The sequence below is a fragment of the Streptomyces sp. VNUA24 genome (assembly GCF_029167005.1).
GTDB classification, from domain to species: Bacteria; Actinomycetota; Actinomycetes; order Streptomycetales; family Streptomycetaceae; genus Streptomyces; species Streptomyces scabiei.
In genome coordinates this window covers 4811173-4829599 of record NZ_CP119143.1, presented here as the reverse complement: position 1 = coordinate 4829599, position 18427 = coordinate 4811173, and the positions used below count along the sequence as shown (strand labels likewise).

At 70.2% G+C, this 18427-nt stretch carries 15 protein-coding genes; all 15 read left to right on the top strand.

Annotation, left to right across the window (positions count from 1 at the left end):
- Positions 1-12 precede the first annotated feature (12 nt).
- The 15 genes from PYR72_RS20420 (at position 13) to PYR72_RS20350 (ending at position 18424) form a co-directional block, all read left to right on the top strand.
- A complete protein-coding gene (locus PYR72_RS20420; RefSeq protein WP_003998928.1) occupies positions 13-567 on the top strand; it encodes an NADH-quinone oxidoreductase subunit B in 555 nt (184 codons plus the stop codon).
- The gene (locus PYR72_RS20415; protein ID WP_013001516.1) at positions 564-1307 is read left to right on the top strand and encodes an NADH-quinone oxidoreductase subunit C; all 744 of its coding nucleotides are present in this window, start codon (positions 564-566) and stop codon (positions 1305-1307) included. The genes PYR72_RS20420 and PYR72_RS20415 overlap by 4 nt, the downstream gene beginning before the upstream one ends.
- A complete protein-coding gene (locus PYR72_RS20410; RefSeq protein WP_275456650.1) occupies positions 1304-2644 on the top strand; it encodes an NADH-quinone oxidoreductase subunit D in 1341 nt (446 codons plus the stop codon). The genes PYR72_RS20415 and PYR72_RS20410 overlap by 4 nt, the downstream gene beginning before the upstream one ends.
- Positions 2645-2673: 29 nt before the next feature.
- Positions 2674-3504, top strand: coding sequence for an NADH-quinone oxidoreductase subunit NuoE (nuoE, locus tag PYR72_RS20405; RefSeq protein ID WP_275460465.1), 831 nt, complete (start codon positions 2674-2676; stop codon positions 3502-3504).
- Complete coding sequence (nuoF, locus tag PYR72_RS20400) at positions 3504-4859, top strand: NADH-quinone oxidoreductase subunit NuoF (protein ID WP_275456649.1); 1356 nt, start codon at positions 3504-3506, stop codon at positions 4857-4859. The genes nuoE and nuoF overlap by 1 nt, the downstream gene beginning before the upstream one ends.
- Complete coding sequence (locus PYR72_RS20395) at positions 4856-7360, top strand: NADH-quinone oxidoreductase subunit G (protein WP_275456648.1); 2505 nt, start codon at positions 4856-4858, stop codon at positions 7358-7360. Before nuoF ends, PYR72_RS20395 begins: the two co-directional genes overlap by 4 nt.
- The gene (gene nuoH, locus PYR72_RS20390) at positions 7357-8721 is read left to right on the top strand and encodes an NADH-quinone oxidoreductase subunit NuoH (protein WP_275456647.1); all 1365 of its coding nucleotides are present in this window, start codon (positions 7357-7359) and stop codon (positions 8719-8721) included. The genes PYR72_RS20395 and nuoH overlap by 4 nt, the downstream gene beginning before the upstream one ends.
- Positions 8714-9316 (top strand): NADH-quinone oxidoreductase subunit NuoI, encoded by a 603-nt coding sequence (gene nuoI / locus PYR72_RS20385; RefSeq protein WP_059083512.1) that lies wholly within the window; start codon positions 8714-8716, stop codon positions 9314-9316. Before nuoH ends, nuoI begins: the two co-directional genes overlap by 8 nt.
- A complete protein-coding gene (locus tag PYR72_RS20380; RefSeq protein ID WP_275456646.1) occupies positions 9313-10149 on the top strand; it encodes an NADH-quinone oxidoreductase subunit J in 837 nt (278 codons plus the stop codon). The genes nuoI and PYR72_RS20380 overlap by 4 nt, the downstream gene beginning before the upstream one ends.
- Positions 10146-10445, top strand: coding sequence for an NADH-quinone oxidoreductase subunit NuoK (nuoK, locus tag PYR72_RS20375; protein WP_005481399.1), 300 nt, complete (start codon positions 10146-10148; stop codon positions 10443-10445). Before PYR72_RS20380 ends, nuoK begins: the two co-directional genes overlap by 4 nt.
- Before the next feature lie 15 nt (positions 10446-10460).
- Complete coding sequence (nuoL, locus tag PYR72_RS20370; protein ID WP_275456645.1) at positions 10461-12353, top strand: NADH-quinone oxidoreductase subunit L; 1893 nt, start codon at positions 10461-10463, stop codon at positions 12351-12353.
- Between the two features lie 5 nt (positions 12354-12358).
- A complete protein-coding gene (locus PYR72_RS20365; protein ID WP_275456644.1) occupies positions 12359-13930 on the top strand; it encodes an NADH-quinone oxidoreductase subunit M in 1572 nt (523 codons plus the stop codon).
- The gene (gene nuoN / locus PYR72_RS20360; RefSeq protein ID WP_275456643.1) at positions 13927-15576 is read left to right on the top strand and encodes an NADH-quinone oxidoreductase subunit NuoN; all 1650 of its coding nucleotides are present in this window, start codon (positions 13927-13929) and stop codon (positions 15574-15576) included. The genes PYR72_RS20365 and nuoN overlap by 4 nt, the downstream gene beginning before the upstream one ends.
- Positions 15577-15880: 304 nt before the next feature.
- Entirely contained in the window at positions 15881-17944 is a 2064-nt protein-coding gene (recQ, locus tag PYR72_RS20355; RefSeq protein WP_275456642.1) for a DNA helicase RecQ, read from the top strand.
- Between the two features lie 42 nt (positions 17945-17986).
- Positions 17987-18424: a DUF5959 family protein gene (locus PYR72_RS20350; RefSeq protein ID WP_275456641.1), complete on the top strand. Its 438-nt coding sequence runs from the start codon at positions 17987-17989 to the stop codon at positions 18422-18424.
- Positions 18425-18427 lie beyond the last annotated feature (3 nt).

Here is an 18427-nt window from a genome sequence, read left to right as displayed (position 1 = left end):
GGCCTTTAAGCCATGGGACTCGAAGAAAAACTGCCGAGTGGTTTCCTGCTGACCACCGTCGAGCAGGCCGCGGGCTGGGTACGCAAGGCGTCCGTCTTCCCCGCCACCTTCGGCCTCGCCTGTTGTGCCATCGAGATGATGACCACGGGCGCGGGACGCTACGACCTGGCGCGCTTCGGAATGGAGGTGTTCCGGGGGTCGCCGCGCCAGGCGGACCTGATGATCGTGGCCGGCCGGGTCAGCCAGAAGATGGCGCCGGTGCTGCGGCAGGTCTACGACCAGATGCCCAATCCCAAGTGGGTGATCTCCATGGGGGTCTGCGCGTCGTCGGGCGGCATGTTCAACAACTACGCGATCGTCCAGGGCGTCGACCACATCGTCCCCGTCGACATCTACCTGCCGGGCTGCCCGCCGCGGCCCGAGATGCTGATGGACGCGATCCTCAAGCTCCACCAGAAGATCCAGACGTCCAAGCTGGGCGTGAACGCCGAGGAAGCGGCCCGCGAGGCGGAGGAAGCGGCACTCAAGGCGCTCCCCACCATCGAGATGAAGGGGCTGCTGCGATGAGCGACGCGAACGGGTCGAACGGGGTGAACCCCGAGAAGGATCTCGCCGCCTCCAACCTCCCCGGCCAGCGCGGCGACGGCGGTGAGGAGATCCGCGTCCAGCGCGGCATGTTCGGCGCGAACAACGGCGGCGACACCTCCGGCTACGGCGGCCTGGTCCGCTCCGTCCGGCTCCCCGGTGAGGCGAACCGCCCGTACGGCGGCTGGTTCGACGAGGTCGCCGACGAGCTGGAGGGCGCCCTGGAGGAACAGGGCCTGGTCCCGGAGAACGTGATCGACAAGACGGTCGTCGACCGCGGCGAGATCACCTTCCACATCGAGCGCGAGCACCTGCCGACCGTCGCCCGGACCCTGCGCGACGACCCGGCCCTGCGCTTCGAACTGTGCACCGGCGTCTCCGGCGTCCACTACCCCGGCGACAAGGGCCGCGAGCTGCACGCCGTCTACCACCTGCGCTCGATCACCCACAACCGGCTGATCCGCCTGGAGGTCTCCGCCCCCGACGCCGACCCGCACATCCCGTCGCTCGTCCCCGTCTATCCCACCAATGACTGGCACGAGCGCGAGACGTACGACTTCTTCGGCATCGTCTTCGACGGCCACCCCGCGCTGACGCGGATCATGATGCCGGACGACTGGCAGGGCTTCCCGCAGCGCAAGGACTACCCCCTCGGCGGCATCCCCGTCGAGTACAAGGGCGCCCAGATCCCGGCTCCGGACCAGCGGAGGTCGTACTCATGAGCACGCAGCACGCATCGGCGGAGTCCGCCGCCTCGGCGCGCGAGACCACCGAGGGCACCGTCTACACGGTCACCGGCGGCGACTGGGACGAGGTCGCCCAGACCGCGGCCCGGTCCGACGACGAACGCATCATCGTCAACATGGGTCCCCAGCACCCCTCCACCCACGGGGTGCTCCGGCTGATCCTGGAGATCGACGGCGAGACCGTCACCGAGGCCCGCTGCGGCATCGGCTACCTCCACACCGGCATCGAGAAGAACCTCGAATACCGCACGTGGACCCAGGGCACCACGTTCGTGACGCGCATGGACTACCTGACGCCGTTCTTCAACGAGACGGCGTACTGCCTCGCGGTCGAGAAGCTCCTCGGCATCGAGGACGAGATCCCCGACCGCGCCTCGATCATCCGCGTGCTCCTGATGGAGCTGAACCGGCTCTCCTCCCACCTGGTGTGCATCGCCACCGGCGGCATGGAGCTGGGCGCCACCACGATCATGATCTACGGCTTCCGTGATCGTGAACTCATTCTCGACATCTACGAGCTGATCACCGGCCTGCGCATGAACCACGCGTACATCCGGCCCGGCGGACTCGCCCAGGACCTGCCGCCCGGCGCGGTGGACCAGATCCGCGAGTTCGTGAAGAAGATGGAGAAGAACCTCCCCGAGTACGACAAGCTCGCCACCGGGAACCCCATCTTCAAGGCCCGGATGCAGGACATCGGCCACCTCGACCTGTCCGGCTGCATGGCCCTCGGCGCGACCGGCCCGATCCTGCGCTCCGCCGGCCTCCCGCACGACCTGCGCAAGGCGCAGCCGTACTGCGGGTACGAGACGTACGACTTCGACGTCCCGACCGCCGACACCTGCGACTCCTACGGCCGCTTCCTGATCCGGCTGGAGGAGATGCGCCAGTCCCTCCGGATCGTCGAGCAGTGCCTGGACCGGCTGCAGCCCGGCCCCGTCATGGTCGGCGACAAGAAGATCGCCTGGCCCGCCCAGCTCGCCCTGGGGCCGGACGGACTCGGCAACTCCCTGGACCACATCAAGAAGATCATGGGCACCTCCATGGAGGCCCTGATCCACCACTTCAAGCTGGTGACCGAGGGCTTCCGCGTCCCGCCGGGACAGGCGTACGCGGCGGTCGAGTCGCCCAAGGGCGAACTCGGGGTGCACGTCGTCTCCGACGGCGGCACCCGCCCCTTCCGGGTCCACTTCCGGGACCCGTCCTTCACCAATCTGCAGGCCATGGCGGCGATGTGCGAGGGCGGCCAGGTCGCCGACGTCATCGTCGCCGTCGCGTCCATCGACCCCGTGATGGGAGGCGTCGACCGGTGACCACCACCCCCGAGGGCGTCAGCCTGGGCATGCCCCAACTGCCCGCGCCCGACTTCCCGGACGACGTTCGAGCACGGCTGGAGCGGGACGCCGCCGAGGTCGTCGCCCGCTACCCGGACTCCCGGTCCGCCCTCCTGCCGCTGCTGCACCTCATGCAGGCCGAGGAGGGACATGTCACGCGCACCGGCGTGCGGTTCTGCGCCGACGTGCTCGGCCTGACCACCGCCGAGGTCACCGCCGTCGCCACCTTCTACTCCATGTACCGGCGCAAGCCGTCCGGCGACTACCAGGTGGGCGTCTGCACCAACACCCTGTGCGCGGTGATGGGCGGCGACGCGATCTTCGAGGCGCTCCAGGACCACCTGGGCGTCGGCAACGGCGAGACCACCGACGACGGCAAGGTCACGCTGGAGCACATCGAGTGCAACGCGGCCTGCGACTTCGCGCCGGTCGTGATGGTCAACTGGGAGTTCTTCGACAACCAGACCGTCGACAGCGCCAAGCGCCTCGTCGACGACCTGCGCGACGGGGCCGAGGTCGCGCCCACGCGCGGGGCCCCGCTGTGCACCTTCAAGGAGACCGCGCGGATCCTCGCCGGCTTCCCCGACGAGCGGCCCGGGGCCGTCGAGGCGAGCGGCGGCGCGGGCCCCGCCTCGCTGGTCGGCCTCCGCCTGGCCAAGGGCGAGACCGGACCCGCGCGCGTGGTCCACCCACGGGACGGCGGTCCGCAGGACGAGCCGCGCGGCAAGGTGCACGAGCCGTCACCCACCGAGCACCTCAGTTCGCACGACGCGCCGCAGGACACGTCGGCCTCGGACCCTGCCCACCCGGCCGGGCCTGCAGCCGAGGAGGGGGAGTGATGACGTTGGCACCCGAGATCAAGGGCACCAGCCCGGACAAGCTGCTCGCACCCGTGCTGTCGGCCTTCTGGGACGAGGACCGGGCCTGGTCCCTCGACGTCTACCGCAGACACGACGGCTACGAAGGTCTGCGCAAGGCACTGGCCATGTCCCCGGACGACGTCATCGCGTACGTCAAGGAGTCCGGGCTGCGCGGCCGGGGCGGCGCCGGTTTCCCGACCGGGATGAAGTGGCAGTTCATCCCGCAGGGGGACGGAAAGCCGCACTACCTGGTCGTCAACGCCGACGAGTCGGAGCCCGGGACGTGCAAGGACATCCCGCTCCTCTTCGCGAACCCGCACAGCCTCATCGAGGGCATGATCATCGCGTGCTACGCCATCCGGTCCGCGCACGCCTTCATCTATCTGCGCGGTGAGGTCGTCCCGGTCCTGCGACGGCTGCACGAGGCCGTCCGTGAGGCCTACGAGGCCGGCTTCCTCGGCGAGAACATCCTGGGCAGCGGACTCGACCTCGACATCACCGTGCACGCGGGCGCCGGCGCGTACATCTGCGGTGAGGAGACCGCGCTGCTCGACTCGCTCGAAGGCCGCCGTGGCCAGCCGCGACTGCGCCCTCCCTTCCCCGCCGTCGAGGGCCTCTACGCGTGCCCCACTGTCGTGAACAACGTCGAGTCCATCGCGTCGGTTCCCGCCATCCTGCACAAGGGCAAGGAATGGTTCCGGTCGATGGGCAGCGAGAAGTCCCCCGGCTTCACGCTCTACTCGCTCAGCGGCCATGTCGCGAGCCCCGGCCAGTACGAGGCGCCGCTCGGCATCACGCTGCGCCAGCTCCTGGAGATGAGCGGCGGGATGCGCCCCGGACACCGCCTCAAGTTCTGGACCCCGGGCGGCTCCTCGACCCCCATGTTCACCGACGAGCACCTCGACGTGCCCCTCGACTACGAGGGCGTGGGCGCCGCCGGTTCCATGCTCGGCACCAAGGCACTGCAGTGCTTCGACGAGACCACCTGCGTGGTGCGGGCCGTCACCCGCTGGACCGAGTTCTACGCCCACGAGTCCTGCGGCAAGTGCACCCCCTGTCGCGAAGGCACCTACTGGCTGGTCCAGTTGCTGCGTGACATCGAGGCCGGCAAGGGCGTCATGAGCGACCTCGACAAGCTGAACGACATCGCCGACAACATCAACGGCAAGTCCTTCTGCGCCCTCGGCGACGGCGCCGCCTCGCCGATCTTCTCCTCCCTCAAGTACTTCCGCGCGGAGTACGAGGACCACATCACGGGCCGTGGCTGCCCGTTCGACCCGGCCAGGTCGACGGTCTGGGCCGACAAGGACAAGCACGCGGAGGTGAACGCATGACCGTGACCACGAGCGCTCCCTCCGGGGGCGGCGAGGCGGCGGTCCCGCCGGAGGACCTGGTCTCGCTGACCATCGACGGCATCGACATCAGCGTGCCCAAGGGCACCCTGGTCATCCGGGCCGCCGAACAACTCGGCGTCGAGATCCCCCGCTTCTGCGACCACCCCCTCCTCGACCCGGTCGGCGCCTGCCGCCAGTGCATCGTCGAGGTCGAGGGCCAGCGCAAGCCCATGGCGTCCTGCACGATCACCTGTACGGACGGGATGGTCGTCAAGACGCACCTGACCTCCCCGGTCGCGGAGAAGGCCCAGAAGGGGGTGATGGAGCTCCTGCTCATCAACCACCCCCTGGACTGCCCGGTCTGCGACAAGGGCGGCGAGTGCCCCCTGCAGAACCAGGCCGTCTCGCACGGACAGGCCGAGTCCCGCTTCGAGGGCAGGAAGCGCACCTACGAGAAGCCCGTACCGATCTCCACGCAGGTACTGCTCGACCGTGAGCGGTGCGTGCTGTGCGCCCGCTGCACCCGGTTCTCCAACCAGGTCGCCGGCGACCCGATGATCGAACTGGTCGAGCGGGGCGCGCTGCAGCAGGTCGGCACCGGAGAGGGCGACCCCTTCGAGTCGTACTTCTCCGGCAACACCATCCAGATCTGCCCCGTCGGCGCGCTGACCTCGGCGGCGTACCGGTTCCGCTCCCGCCCCTTCGACCTCGTCTCCTCGCCGTCGGTCTGCGAGCACTGCTCCGGCGGCTGCGCCACCCGCACCGACCACCGGCGCGGCAAGGTCATGCGGCGCCTCGCGGCCAACGACCCCGAGGTCAACGAGGAGTGGATCTGCGACAAGGGACGGTTCGCGTTCCGCTACGCGCAGCGCCCGGACCGGCTCACCACCCCCCTCGTCCGCAACGCCGAGGGCGTCCTGGAGCCGGCGTCCTGGCCGGAGGCCCTGGAGGCCGCCGCCCGCGGACTCCTCGCCGCCCGCGGCCGGGCCGGTGTCCTCACCGGCGGCCGGCTCACCGTCGAGGACGCCTACGCGTACAGCAAGTTCGCGCGCGTGGCCCTCGACACCAACGACATCGACTTCCGCGCGCGCGTGCACAGCGGCGAGGAGGCCGACTTCCTGGCCGCCCGCGTCGCCGGCCGGGGCCGGGACCTCGACGGCAGCGGCGTCACGTACGCCGCCCTGGAGAAGGCCCCCGCGATCCTGCTGGTCGGGTTCGAGGCCGAGGAGGAGGCGCCCGGCGTCTTCCTGAGGCTGCGCAAGGCGTGGCGCAAGCACAAGCAGCAGGTGTACGCGCTGGCCACCCACGCCACCCGGGGCCTTGCGAAGGCCGGCGGCACGCTGCTGCCCGCCGCGCCCGGCACCGAGACCGAGTGGCTGGACGCCCTCGCGAGCGGCTTCGGGCTGGACGAGGACGGCACCCGGGCGGCCGAGGCGCTGCGCACCGAGGGCGCCGTGATCGTCGTCGGGGAGCGGTTCGCGGCCGTGGCGGGCGGTCTCACCGCCGCCGTCCGGGCCGCGTCCCTCACCGGTGCGAAGCTGGCGTGGATCCCGCGCCGGGCCGGGGAGCGGGCCGCCGTCGAGGCGGGCGCGCTGCCGTCGGCGCTGCCGGGCGGACGCCCCGCGACCGACCCGCGCGCGCGGGCCGAGGTCGCCGCAGCCTGGGGTGTCGCCGAACTCCCGACGCGCTACGGCCGGGACACCGGACAGATCGTCGAGGCCGCCGCCACCGGAGAGCTCGGGGCCCTGGTGGTGGCGGGTGTCGAGGTAGCCGACCTGCCCGACCCGCCGCGCGCGCGTGAGGCGCTCACCGCGGTGGGCTTCCTGGTGTCGCTGGAACTGCGGCCCAGCGAGGTCACCGACCGGGCGGACGTCGTCCTTCCGGTCGCCGCCGTCGCCGAGAAGGCGGGCACCTTCCTCAACTGGGAGGGCCGCGCCCGGATGTTCGAGGCCGCGCTGAAGCCCGACCAGATGACCCGCCGGGTGGCACCCACCGACGGACGGGTCCTGCAGATGCTGGCCGACGCCATGGACGTCCACCTGGGGCTGCCGGACCTGGCCACCACGCGCGCGGAGCTGGACCGCCTCGGCGGCTGGGACGGCGCGCGGGCCCACGAGCCGGTGGAGGTCGCGGCCGGACTGCCGCGCCCGGCCGCCGGGGAGGCCGTCCTCGCCGGACACCGGCTGCTGCTCGACCAGGGCCGCCTCCAGGACGGCGACGATGCCCTCGCCGGCACACGGCACGCCGCGCACGCGCGCGTGTCCGCCGCCACCGCCGCCGAGGCGGGCGTCAAGAACGGCGACGTCCTCGCGGTCAGCGGCCCCGCCGGAGCCGTCGAACTCCCGCTGCAGATCACCGAGATGCCCGACCGTGTCGTCTGGCTGCCGCTGAACTCCACCGGCTCGGGCGTCGCCTCCGACACCGGGGCGCAGCCCGGCGCACTCGTCCGTATCGGCCCCGCGACGCTCGCCGCCGAGGCCCCCGAGGAGGTGGAGGCATGACCGCGTACTCCCTCGCCGCGGAAGACCTCTCGATGTTCGGCCGCGACCCCTGGTGGCTGGTCGTCGTCAAGGCGGTGTTCTGCTTCGCCTTCCTGATGATCACCGTGCTCTTCTCCATCGTGTGGGAGCGCAAGGTCGTCGCCTGGATGCAGCTGCGCATCGGCCCCAACCGGCACGGCCCCTGGGGCATGCTCCAGTCCCTCGCCGACGGCATCAAGCTGATGCTGAAGGAAGACGTCATCGTCAAACGCGCGGACAAGGTCGTCTACGTCCTCGCACCGATCGTCGCGGCCATCCCGGCCTTCATGGCGATCGCGGTGATCCCCTTCGGCCCGGCCGGCAACGAGGTCTCGATCTTCGGCCAGCGCACCACGATGCAGCTGACCGACCTGCCGATCGCGATGCTCTACGTCCTCGCGGTCGCCTCGGTCGGCATCTACGGCATCGTGCTGGCGGGCTGGAGCTCCGGCTCCACCTACCCGCTGCTCGGCGGCCTGCGGTCCGCCGCCCAGATGATCTCGTACGAGATCGCCATGGGCGCCGCGTTCGCCTCCGTCTTCCTCTACTCGGGGTCGATGTCGACCTCCGCGATCGTGGAGGCGCAGCAGGACCGCTGGTACATCGTGCTGCTGCCGGTCTCGTTCCTGATCTACATCGTGACCATGGTCGGCGAGACCAACCGGGCCCCGTTCGACATGCCGGAGTCCGAGGGCGACCTGGTCGGCGGCTTCAACACCGAGTACTCGTCGATCAAGTTCGCGATGTTCATGCTCGCCGAGTACGTCAACATGGTCACCGTCTCCGCCGTGTCGGTGACGCTCTTCCTCGGCGGCTGGCGGGCCCCCTGGCCCGTCAGCACCTTCTGGGAGGGCGCCAACCACGGCTGGTGGCCGATGCTCTGGTTCGTGGTGAAGGTGCAGCTGCTGCTGTTCTTCTTCATCTGGCTGCGCGGCACCCTCCCGCGCGTCCGCTACGACCAGCTGATGAAGCTCGGCTGGAAGGTCCTGCTGCCGGTCTCCGTGGTCTGGCTGATGCTCGTCGCCACGGTGCGGACCCTGCGCAACGAGAACTACGACTTCGCCGAGATCGCCCTGTACGTGGCCGGCGCCGTCATCGTGCTGTTCCTGCTCTCCGTCGTCGCCGACATGTTCCGCGACCGGCGCGAGGCCCAGGACCTGCCCGCCGAACCGGCCGCCTTCGACCCGATGGCCGGCGGGTTCCCCGTACCGCCCCTGCCCGGACAGACCCTCCCGCCGGTGCCGCGCAGGCGTCCGCGCCGGGAACGGGAGCTGATTGTCAGTGGCGGGTCCGATACTGACAGTGACGGATCTTCGAATGGGAGGGAGGCGTCCGATGGCTGAGGAACCGAAAGAGAACAAGCAGGGGTTCCAGAACCCCGTCGCCGGCTTCGGCGTGACCTTCAAGGCCATGTTCAAGAAGCGGCTGACCGAGCAGTACCCGGAGCAGCAGAAGACCACGGCCCCGCGGTTCCACGGCCGGCACCAGCTCAACCGCCATCCGGACGGCCTGGAGAAGTGCGTCGGCTGCGAGCTGTGCGCCTGGGCGTGTCCCGCCGACGCCATCTACGTGGAGGGCGCCGACAACACCGACGAGGAGCGCTACTCGCCGGGCGAGAGGTACGGCGCCGTCTACCAGATCAACTACGCCCGCTGCATCCTGTGCGGCCTGTGCATCGAGGCGTGCCCCACGCGCGCGCTCACGATGACCAACGAGTTCGAGCTGGCGGACAGCAGCCGAGCCAACCTCATCTACACCAAGGAGCAGCTGCTCGCCGGGCTGGAGGAGGGCATGGTCGACTCGCCCCACTCGATCTTCCCGGGCACCGACGAGCAGGACTACTACCGGGGTCTGGTCACCGAGGCCGCGCCCGGCACGGTGCGGCAGGTCGCCGTCTCCAAGGGCGAGAAGCCAGAGGACGAGGAGGTGGACGCGTGAGCGCGCAACTCGCCGCCTACACCACGTCCACCGGTGAGGCCGTCCAGTTCTGGGTGCTCGGCACGGTCGCCGTCATCGGCGCCCTGTGCACCGTCTTCATGAAGCGGGCCGTGCACAGCGCGCTCTGCCTCGCGGGCACGATGGTGATCCTGGCGGTGTTCTACCTCGCCAACGGCGCCTACTTCCTGGGCATCGTGCAGATCGTCGTCTACACCGGCGCGATCATGATGCTGTTCCTGTTCGTGGTGATGCTCGTCGGCGTCACCGCGGCGGACTCCCTGAAGGAGACCATCAAGGGTCAGCGCTGGCTGGCCCTGCTGTGCGGCGCCGGCTTCGGCATCCTGCTGATCGCGGGCATCGGCAACGCCTCCCTGACGGAGTTCAACGGCCTGGGCACCGCGAACGCGGGCGGCAACGTGGAGGGCCTCGCGGCCCTGATCTTCACCGACTACGTGTTCGCCTTCGAGCTGACCGGCGCCCTGCTCATCACGGCCGCGGTGGGCGCCATGGTCCTCACCCACCGGGAGCGCACCGAGCGCGCCAAGACCCAGCGCGAGCTGGCCGAACAGCGCGTCCGCGAGGGCAAGCACCTCCCGCCGCTGCCGGCCCCGGGCGTCTACGCCCGGCACAACGCGGTCGACATCCCGGGCCTGCTGCCCGACGGCACCCCCTCGGAGCTGACCGTCAGCAAGACGCTGCGGGACCGGGGCCAGGTCCGTGACGTGTCGACCGAGGCGCTCAACGACCTCAAGGCCCTGGAACAGCGCGCCGAGGACCGCCTGGAGCGCACCCCGGGCGGAAACGGCGGCAAGAGCGGGGAGGCATCGAAGTGAATCCCGTCAACTACCTGTATCTCGCCGCCCTGCTGTTCACGATCGGCGCCACCGGCGTCCTGATCAGGCGGAACGCGATCGTGGTGTTCATGTGCGTGGAGCTGATGCTCAACGCCTGCAACCTCACCCTGGTCGCCTTCTCCCGGATGCACGGCAATCTCGACGGCCAGATCATCGCCTTCTTCACGATGGTCGTCGCCGCCGCGGAGGTCGTGGTCGGACTCGCGATCATCGTGTCGCTGTTCCGGTCCCGCCACTCGGCCTCGGTCGACGACGCCAGCCTGATGAAGCTGTAAGGGGTCGGAAGAATCGTGGAGAACCTGATTGCGCTGCTGATCGCGGCGCCCCTGCTCGGAGCCGCGGTCCTGCTGTGCGGCGGCCGGCGGTTCGACGCCGTCGGCCACTGGATCGGCACGGCGCTGGCCGCCGCCTCCTTCGTCATCGGTGTCGTCCTCTTCGCCGACATGCTCGGCAAGGAGGCCGAACACCGCGCGATGAGCCAGTTCCTGTTCAGCTGGATCCCCGTCGAGGGCTTCCAGGCGGACGTCGCCTTCCAGCTCGACCAGCTGTCGATGACGTTCGTCCTGCTGATCACCGGAGTCGGCTCGCTCATCCACGTGTACTCCATCGGGTACATGGAGCACGACGAGCGCCGCCGCTTCTTCGGCTATCTGAACCTGTTCCTCGCGGCGATGCTGCTGCTCGTCCTCGCCGACAACTACCTGCTGCTGTACGTCGGCTGGGAGGGCGTCGGCCTCGCCTCGTACCTGCTGATCGGCTTCTGGCAGCACAAGCCCAGCGCCGCGACCGCCGCGAAGAAGGCGTTCCTGGTCAACCGCGTCGGTGACGTGGGCCTGTCCATCGCCATCATGCTGATGTTCACCACCTTCGGGACCTTCGCCTTCGGGCCGGTCCTGAAGGCCACCGGTGACACCGGCGAGGGCACGCTCACCGCCATCGCGCTGATGCTGCTGCTGGCCGCCTGCGGCAAGTCCGCCCAGGTGCCGCTGCAGTCCTGGCTCGGGGACGCGATGGAGGGCCCGACCCCGGTCTCGGCCCTCATCCACGCCGCGACCATGGTCACCGCGGGCGTCTACCTGATCGTGCGGTCCGCGGACATCTTCAACGCGGCCCCGGACGCGCAGCTCGTCACCACCGTCGTCGGCGCGGTCACGCTCCTCTTCGGTGCGATCGTCGGTTGCGCGAAGGACGACATCAAGAAGGCCCTCGCCGGCTCGACGATGTCGCAGATCGGGTACATGGTGCTCGCCGCGGGCCTCGGCCCCATCGGCTACGTCTTCGCGATCATGCACCTGGTGACGCACGGCTTCTTCAAGGCCGGGCTCTTCCTCGGCGCCGGCTCGGTCATGCACGGCATGAACGACGAGGTCGACATGCGCAAGTACGGCGGCCTGCGGAAGTACATGCCGGTCACCTTCGTCACCTTCGGCCTCGGCTACCTCGCGATCATCGGCTTCCCCGGCCTGTCCGGCTTCTTCTCCAAGGACAAGATCATCGAGGCGGCGTTCGCCAAGGGCGGCACCGAGGGCTGGATCCTCGGCGGCGTGGCCCTGCTGGGCGCGGCCATCACCGCGTTCTACATGACCCGCGTGATGCTGATGACCTTCTTCGGCGAGAAGCGCTGGCAGCCCGACGAGCACGGCCACGAGCCGCACCCGCACGAGTCGCCCAAGGTCATGACGATCCCGATGATCGTCCTGGCCGTCGGATCGGTCTTCGGCGGCGCGTACTTCAGCATCGGCGACCGGTTCCTCCACTGGCTGGAGCCCGTCACCGGCCACCAGCACGGAAACCCGCCGATCGGCGCCGCCGCGGTCACCACGGCCACGGTCGCCGTGATGGTCATCGGCGTCGGCCTCGCCTGGCTCCAGTACGGGCGCAGGCCCGTCCCCGTCGTCGCCCCGCGCGGATCGCTGCTCACCCGGGCCGCCCGGCGCGACCTCTACCAGGACGACTTCAACCACGTCGTCCTCGTCCGCGGCGGGGAGCACCTCACGCGCTCCCTCGTCTACGTCGACCACACCCTGGTCGACGGTGTCGTCAACGGCACGGCGGCCTCGATGGGCGGCCTCTCCGGGCGGCTGCGCCGGATCCAGAACGGCTATGCCCGGTCGTACGCGGTCTCGATGTTCGGCGGTGCTGCGATCCTCATCGCCGCGACCCTGCTGATGAGGGCGGTCTGATACCGATGTCCTTTCCTCTGCTGACAGCGACGGCGGCGCTCCCAGCCCTCGGGGCGATCGCCACGGCCGCGGTACCGGCCCAGCGGCGCAACGCCGCGAAACTGCTGGCGCTGATCGTCTCGCTGGCCACGCTCGTGCTCGCCGCGATCGTCCTGTTCCGCTTCGACCCGGACGGCGACCGCTACCAGCTCACCGAGTCCCACGCCTGGATCGCGGACTTCGGGGTGCGCTACGAGCTGGGCGTGGACGGCATCGCGGTGGCGCTGATCGCGCTCACCGCCCTGCTGATCCCGTTCATCATCCTCGCGGGCTGGCACGACGCCGACCCCGTGGAGACCGGCAGCAAGCGGTGGCGGCCCACCCAGGGCTACTTCGCCCTCGTCCTGGCCGTCGAGGCGATGGTGATCATCTCCTTCGAGGCCACCGACGTCTTCCTCTTCTACATCTTCTTCGAAGCCATGCTCATCCCGATGTACTTCCTCATCGGCGGCTTCGGCGACCGTGCCCACCAGCACGGCGAGGAGACGGCGTCCACGCAGCGCTCGTACGCCGCGGTGAAGTTCCTCCTCTACAACCTGGTCGGCGGTCTGATCATGCTGGCCGCGGTGATCGGCCTGTACGTGGTCGCCGGGAACTTCTCGCTCCCGGAGATCGCCGAGGCCCGCGCCAACGGCACACTGGAGATGGCCACCAGCACCGAGCGGTGGCTGTTCCTCGGCTTCTTCTTCGCCTTCGCGGTGAAGGCCCCGCTGTGGCCGCTGCACACCTGGCTGCCCAACGCCATGCAGGAGTCCACCGCCCCGGTCGCCGTCCTCATCACGGCGGTCGTCGACAAGGTCGGCACCTTCGCGATGCTCCGCTTCTGCCTGGGGCTGTTCCCCGAGGCCAGCGAGTGGGCGACGCCCGTGATCCTGGTCCTCGCGCTGATCAGCATCATCTACGGGGCGCTGCTCGCGGTCGGCCAGCGCGACATCAAGCGGCTGGTGGCCTACGCGTCGATCTCGCACTTCGGGTTCATCATCCTGGGCATCTTCGCGATGACCAGCCAGGGCCAGTCCGGCGCGACGCTCTACATGGTCAACCACGGCATCTCGACCGCCGCGCTCATGCTGGTGGCGGGCTTCCTGATCTCCCGGCGCGGGTCCCGGCTCATCGCCGACTACGGCGGCGTGCAGAAGGTCGCCCCGGTGCTCGCCGGCACCTTCCTGATCGGCGGCCTCGCGACCCTGTCGCTGCCCGGACTCGCCCCGTTCGTCAGCGAGTTCCTGGTCCTGGTCGGCACCTTCGCGCGCTATCCGGTGATCGGGATCATCGCCACCGTCGGCATCGTCCTCGCCGCGCTCTACGTCCTCGTCCTCTACCAGCGGACGATGACCGGCCCGGTGAAGGCCGAGGTCGAGGGCATGCCCGATCTGCGGGCACGGGAGCTCGTGGTGGTCACCCCGCTGATCGTCCTGCTGCTCTTCCTCGGCGTCTACCCGAAGCCGCTCACCGACATCGTCAACCCGGCGGTGGAGCACACCATGTCCGACGTCCAGAAGAAGGACCCCCAGCCCGAGGTGGAGGCGGCCAAGTGAGCGCATCAGCCGTCCACAGCCTGTGGACAACCGCGGCCGACCCGATCACCAAGATCGACGCGCCGAAGATCGAATACGGGCAGCTGTCGCCCACCCTGATCGTCATCGGAGCGGCGATCCTCGGGGTGCTGATCGAGGCCTTCGTCCCCCGCAAGTCCCGCTACTACGCGCAGGTGTTCCTCTCCGTCGTCGCCCTCGCCGCGTCCTTCGCCGCGGTCGTCGCCCTCGCGGCCCGCGGCTACGGCACCACCAAGGCGGGCATCGCCGCCATGGGCGCCGTCGCCGTGGACGGACCGGCCCTGTTCCTCCAGGGCACGATCCTGCTGGCCGGCATCCTCGGCGTCTTCACCTTCGCCGAACGGCGCCTCGACCCCGAGACGCACGGCAACAAGGTCGACTCCTTCGCCGCGCAGGCCGCCTCCGTACCCGGAAGCGACAGCGAGAAGGCGGCCGTCAAGGCCGGCTTCACCACCACCGAGGTGTTCCCGCTGCTGCTGTTCGCCATCGGCGGCATGCTGATCTTCCCGGCGGCCAACGACCTGCTGACCCTGTTCATCGCCCTGGAGGTCTTCTCCCTCCCGCTGTACCTGCTGTGCGCCGTGGCCCGCCGCAAGCGGCTCATGTCGCAGGAGGCCGCGGTCAAGTACTTCCTGCTCGGCGCCTTCGCCTCCGCCTTCACCCTCTTCGGCATCGCCCTGCTGTACGGCTACGCCGGCTCGGTGAACTACGCCACGATCGCCCAGGTCGTCGACGGCACCATCGGCGACATCAACCCCGCCCTCGCCGACACCATGGGCAACGACGCGCTGCTGCTCATCGGCTCCGCCATGATCGTCATGGGCCTGCTGTTCAAGGTCGGCGCGGTGCCGTTCCACATGTGGACGCCCGACGTCTACCAGGGCGCGCCCACCCCGGTCACCGGCTTCATGGCCGCCGCGACCAAGGTGGCCGCCTTCGGCGCGCTGCTCCGGCTCCTGTACGTCGTCCTGCCCGGCCTGCGCTGGGACTGGCGGCCGGTCATGTGGGCCGTCGCCGTCGTCACCATGCTGGGCGGCGCGATCGTCGCCATCACCCAGACCGACATCAAGCGACTGCTCGCCTACTCGTCGATCGCCCACGCCGGGTTCATCCTCGCCGGTGTCATCGCGGCCTCGCCCGACGGCGTCTCGTCCGTGCTGTTCTACCTGGGCGCCTACTCGTTCGTCACGATCGGCGCGTTCGCCGTGGTGACCCTGGTGCGCGACGCGGGCGGCGAGGCCACCCACCTCTCCAAGTGGGCCGGGCTCGGCCGCAGATCGCCCCTGGTGGCGGCCGTGTTCGCGGTCTTCCTGCTCGCCTTCGCGGGCATTCCGCTGACCTCCGGGTTCGCGGGCAAGTTCGCCGTGTTCAAGGCGGCGGCGGAGGGCGGCGCGGGCGCGATCGTCGTGGTCGGTGTGATCTCCTCGGCCATCGCCGCGTTCTTCTACATCCGCGTCATCGTGCTGATGTTCTTCAGCGAGCCGCGGCCCGAGGGGCCGACCGTCGCCGTGCCGTCGCCGCTGACCATGACCGCGATCGCGGTCGGTGTCGCCGTCACGCTGGTGCTCGGCATCGCCCCGCAGTACTTCCTGGACCTCGCGGGCCAGGCGGGGGTGTTCGTGCGGTAGCGCTCCGCTCGGGCGGTGCGGACGTCGCGGGACCCGGCTCCTTCAGGGGCCGGGTCCCGCTGTTCGTACGGGGCCGGGTCCCGCTGTCGCCACCCGGCCGGGACCGCCCCGCACGGGTGGAGCCTGTGGATAACTCTGAGGCTGTCGGTGCGGGCGCCTATGGTGGCAAGGGCTGGAGGAAGCACGGACGGCCCGGCCACGAAGGCTCGGGCCGCGAGAACGCGGGCCGCGAAGACGCAGGGACGCAAGGGCACAGGGCGCAAGGGCACAGGGCGCAGGGACGCAAGGGCGCGGGGGACGGGCGATGATCGGAACGGGCGGGACGAGTGTGATGGCGGACGAAGGCAGGACCACCGGGACGGACAGCGAGGCGCTGGCCGTACTCCACCGGGTCTTCGGGTACGACGCCTTCCGGGGCGAGCAGGCGGCGGTCATCGAGCATGTGATCGCGGGCGGCGACGCGGTCGTGCTCATGCCGACCGGCGGCGGCAAGTCCCTCTGCTACCAGATCCCGTCCCTGGTCAGACCCGGTACGGGCATCGTGGTCTCCCCGCTCATCGCACTGATGCAGGACCAGGTGGACGCCCTGCGGGCGCTGGGCGTGCGTGCCGGGTTCATCAACTCCACCCAGGACTTCGACGAGCGGCGCCTGGTGGAGGCCGAGTTCCTCGCGGGGGAGCTGGACCTGCTGTACCTCGCGCCGGAGCGGCTGCGGCTCGACGCCACCCTCGACCTGCTCGGGCGCGGCAAGGTCGCGGTGTTCGCGATCGACGAGGCGCACTGCGTCTCCCAGTGGGGCCACGACTTCCGGCCCGACTACCTGTCCCTCTCCCTGCTCGGCGAGCGCTGGCCGGACGTGCCGCGCATCGCGCTCACCGCGACCGCCACCCGCGCGACGCACCGCGAGATCACCGAGCGGCTGGCCATGCCCCGGGCCCGCCACTTCGAGGCCAGCTTCGACCGGCCCAACATCCAGTACCGGATCGTCCCCAAGGCCGACCCGAAGAAGCAGCTCCTGTCCTTCCTGCGCCAGGAACACGCGGGCGACGCGGGCATCGTCTACTGCCTGTCCAGGAACTCGGTGGAGCGCACGGCGGAGTTCCTGAGCAAGAACGGCGTCGAGGCGGTGCCGTACCACGCCGGCCTCGACGCGGGGACCCGCGCCGCACACCAGTCGCGGTTCCTGCGCGAGGAAGGGCTCGTGGTCGTCGCCACGATCGCGTTCGGCATGGGCATCGACAAGCCCGACGTCCGGTTCGTCGCCCACCTGGACCTGCCGAAGTCGGTGGAGGGCTACTACCAGGAGACCGGCCGCGCCGGACGCGACGGACTGCCGTCCACGGCATGGATGGCGTACGGCCTCAACGACGTCATCCAGCAGCGGAAGATGATCCAGAGCGGCGAGGGCGACGAGGCGTTCCGTCGCCGGGCCGCAAGCCATCTCGACGCGATGCTGGGGCTGTGCGAGACCGCCCAGTGCCGCCGGGGCCAGCTGCTGCAGTACTTCGGCCAGGAACCGCAGGCCGAGGGCTGCGGCAACTGCGACACCTGCCTGGTGCCGCCGGAGACCTGGGACGGCACGGTCGCCGCGCAGAAGGTGCTCTCCACGGTGGTGCGGCTGCAGCGGGAGCGCGGGCAGAAGTTCGGCGCCGTGCAGATCGTCGACATCCTGCTGGGGCGGCGGACCGCGAAGGTCATCCAGTTCGACCACGACCAGCTCTCCGTCTTCGGCATCGGCGAGGAACTCTCCGAGGGGGAGTGGCGGGGTGTCGTCCGGCAGCTGCTCGCGGAGGGCATCCTCGCGGTCGAGGGCGAGTACGGCACGCTCGTGCTCACCGAGGAGAGCGGGGCGGTGCTGCGGCGGGAGCGGGACGTGCCGCTGCGCAAGGAACCGAAGAAGCCGGCGGCCCCGCGCTCGTCGTCCTCCGGCTCGGGCTCTTCCGGCTCCGGCCGGGGCGACCGCAAGCCGAAGGCGGCGGTCGAACTCCCCGACGAACTGCTCCCCGTCTTCGAGGCCCTGCGCGCCTGGCGCGCCGACCAGGCCCGCGAACAGGGCGTCCCGGCCTACGTCATCTTCCACGACGCCACCCTCCGCGAGATCGCGGCCACGGCCCCCACGTCCGTCGCCGAACTCGGCACGATCAGCGGAATCGGCGAGAAGAAACTGGCCACGTACGGGGAGGGGGTGCTGGGGGTGCTGGGTTCGCTGGGCGGGGACGCCGACGGGGCTCCGGCCCCGGCTCCGGAGGCGGCCCCGGCGGACGGGAACGCGCCGGGTTCGGCCTCGCGGGGCGCCACCGACAGGGGACGACACGACTACGACTGGCCCGACGTGGAGCCGGAGCCCGAGCACGACGACTGGGCCTAGGACGGTGAGGACGGAACGGCCACCGTCGCGAAGGAGACAGCGGTGGAACTCATACGCCTTGCGGACGACGAGAACAGCGTCGTCGTCCGCGTGGTGGGACCGGATGCCGGGTGCCCGCCGCGGGACGGTTGCCTCGACGTCGAGATCACGGTGACCAGCGCATTCGCCAACGGGCATCTCAAGGAGGTGTATCTGCTGCCGGAAGACCTGGAGGACTGGGCGGACGCGCTCGACCTGCTCGCCGAGGGCCGACCGGTGGTGTGGATGGACGACGGCCGTAATCCGGAGGTCCGGATCACACCGACGGGGCCGTACCACTCCCGAGGTCGTGACCTCGAAGCCGTCGAGGTCACGGTGAGGGACCCCGTGGTGTCGCTCACCTCGGTCCGTGTGCTGGTGCGGCTGCCGGACGACTGGGTCCACGCCGAGCGTCTGAGACTCGACCGGGTCCGGAAGGCGTGGCCGCTCCCGCCGGGCTGACTC

Excerpts from the sequence above, each read along its gene's own strand:
- PYR72_RS20420 (WP_003998928.1), top strand. The coding sequence starts at position 13 with ATGGGACTCGAAGAAAAACTGCCGAGTGGTTTCCTGCTGACCACCGTC.
- PYR72_RS20415 (WP_013001516.1), top strand. The coding sequence starts at position 564 with ATGAGCGACGCGAACGGGTCGAACGGGGTGAACCCCGAGAAGGATCTC.
- PYR72_RS20410 (WP_275456650.1), top strand. The coding sequence starts at position 1,304 with ATGAGCACGCAGCACGCATCGGCGGAGTCCGCCGCCTCGGCGCGCGAG.
- nuoE (WP_275460465.1), top strand. The coding sequence starts at position 2,674 with ATGCCCCAACTGCCCGCGCCCGACTTCCCGGACGACGTTCGAGCACGG.
- nuoF (WP_275456649.1), top strand. The coding sequence starts at position 3,504 with ATGACGTTGGCACCCGAGATCAAGGGCACCAGCCCGGACAAGCTGCTC.
- PYR72_RS20395 (WP_275456648.1), top strand. The coding sequence starts at position 4,856 with ATGACCGTGACCACGAGCGCTCCCTCCGGGGGCGGCGAGGCGGCGGTC.
- nuoH (WP_275456647.1), top strand. The coding sequence starts at position 7,357 with ATGACCGCGTACTCCCTCGCCGCGGAAGACCTCTCGATGTTCGGCCGC.
- nuoI (WP_059083512.1), top strand. The coding sequence starts at position 8,714 with ATGGCTGAGGAACCGAAAGAGAACAAGCAGGGGTTCCAGAACCCCGTC.
- PYR72_RS20365 (WP_275456644.1), top strand. The coding sequence starts at position 12,359 with ATGTCCTTTCCTCTGCTGACAGCGACGGCGGCGCTCCCAGCCCTCGGG.
- recQ (WP_275456642.1), top strand. The coding sequence starts at position 15,881 with ATGATCGGAACGGGCGGGACGAGTGTGATGGCGGACGAAGGCAGGACC.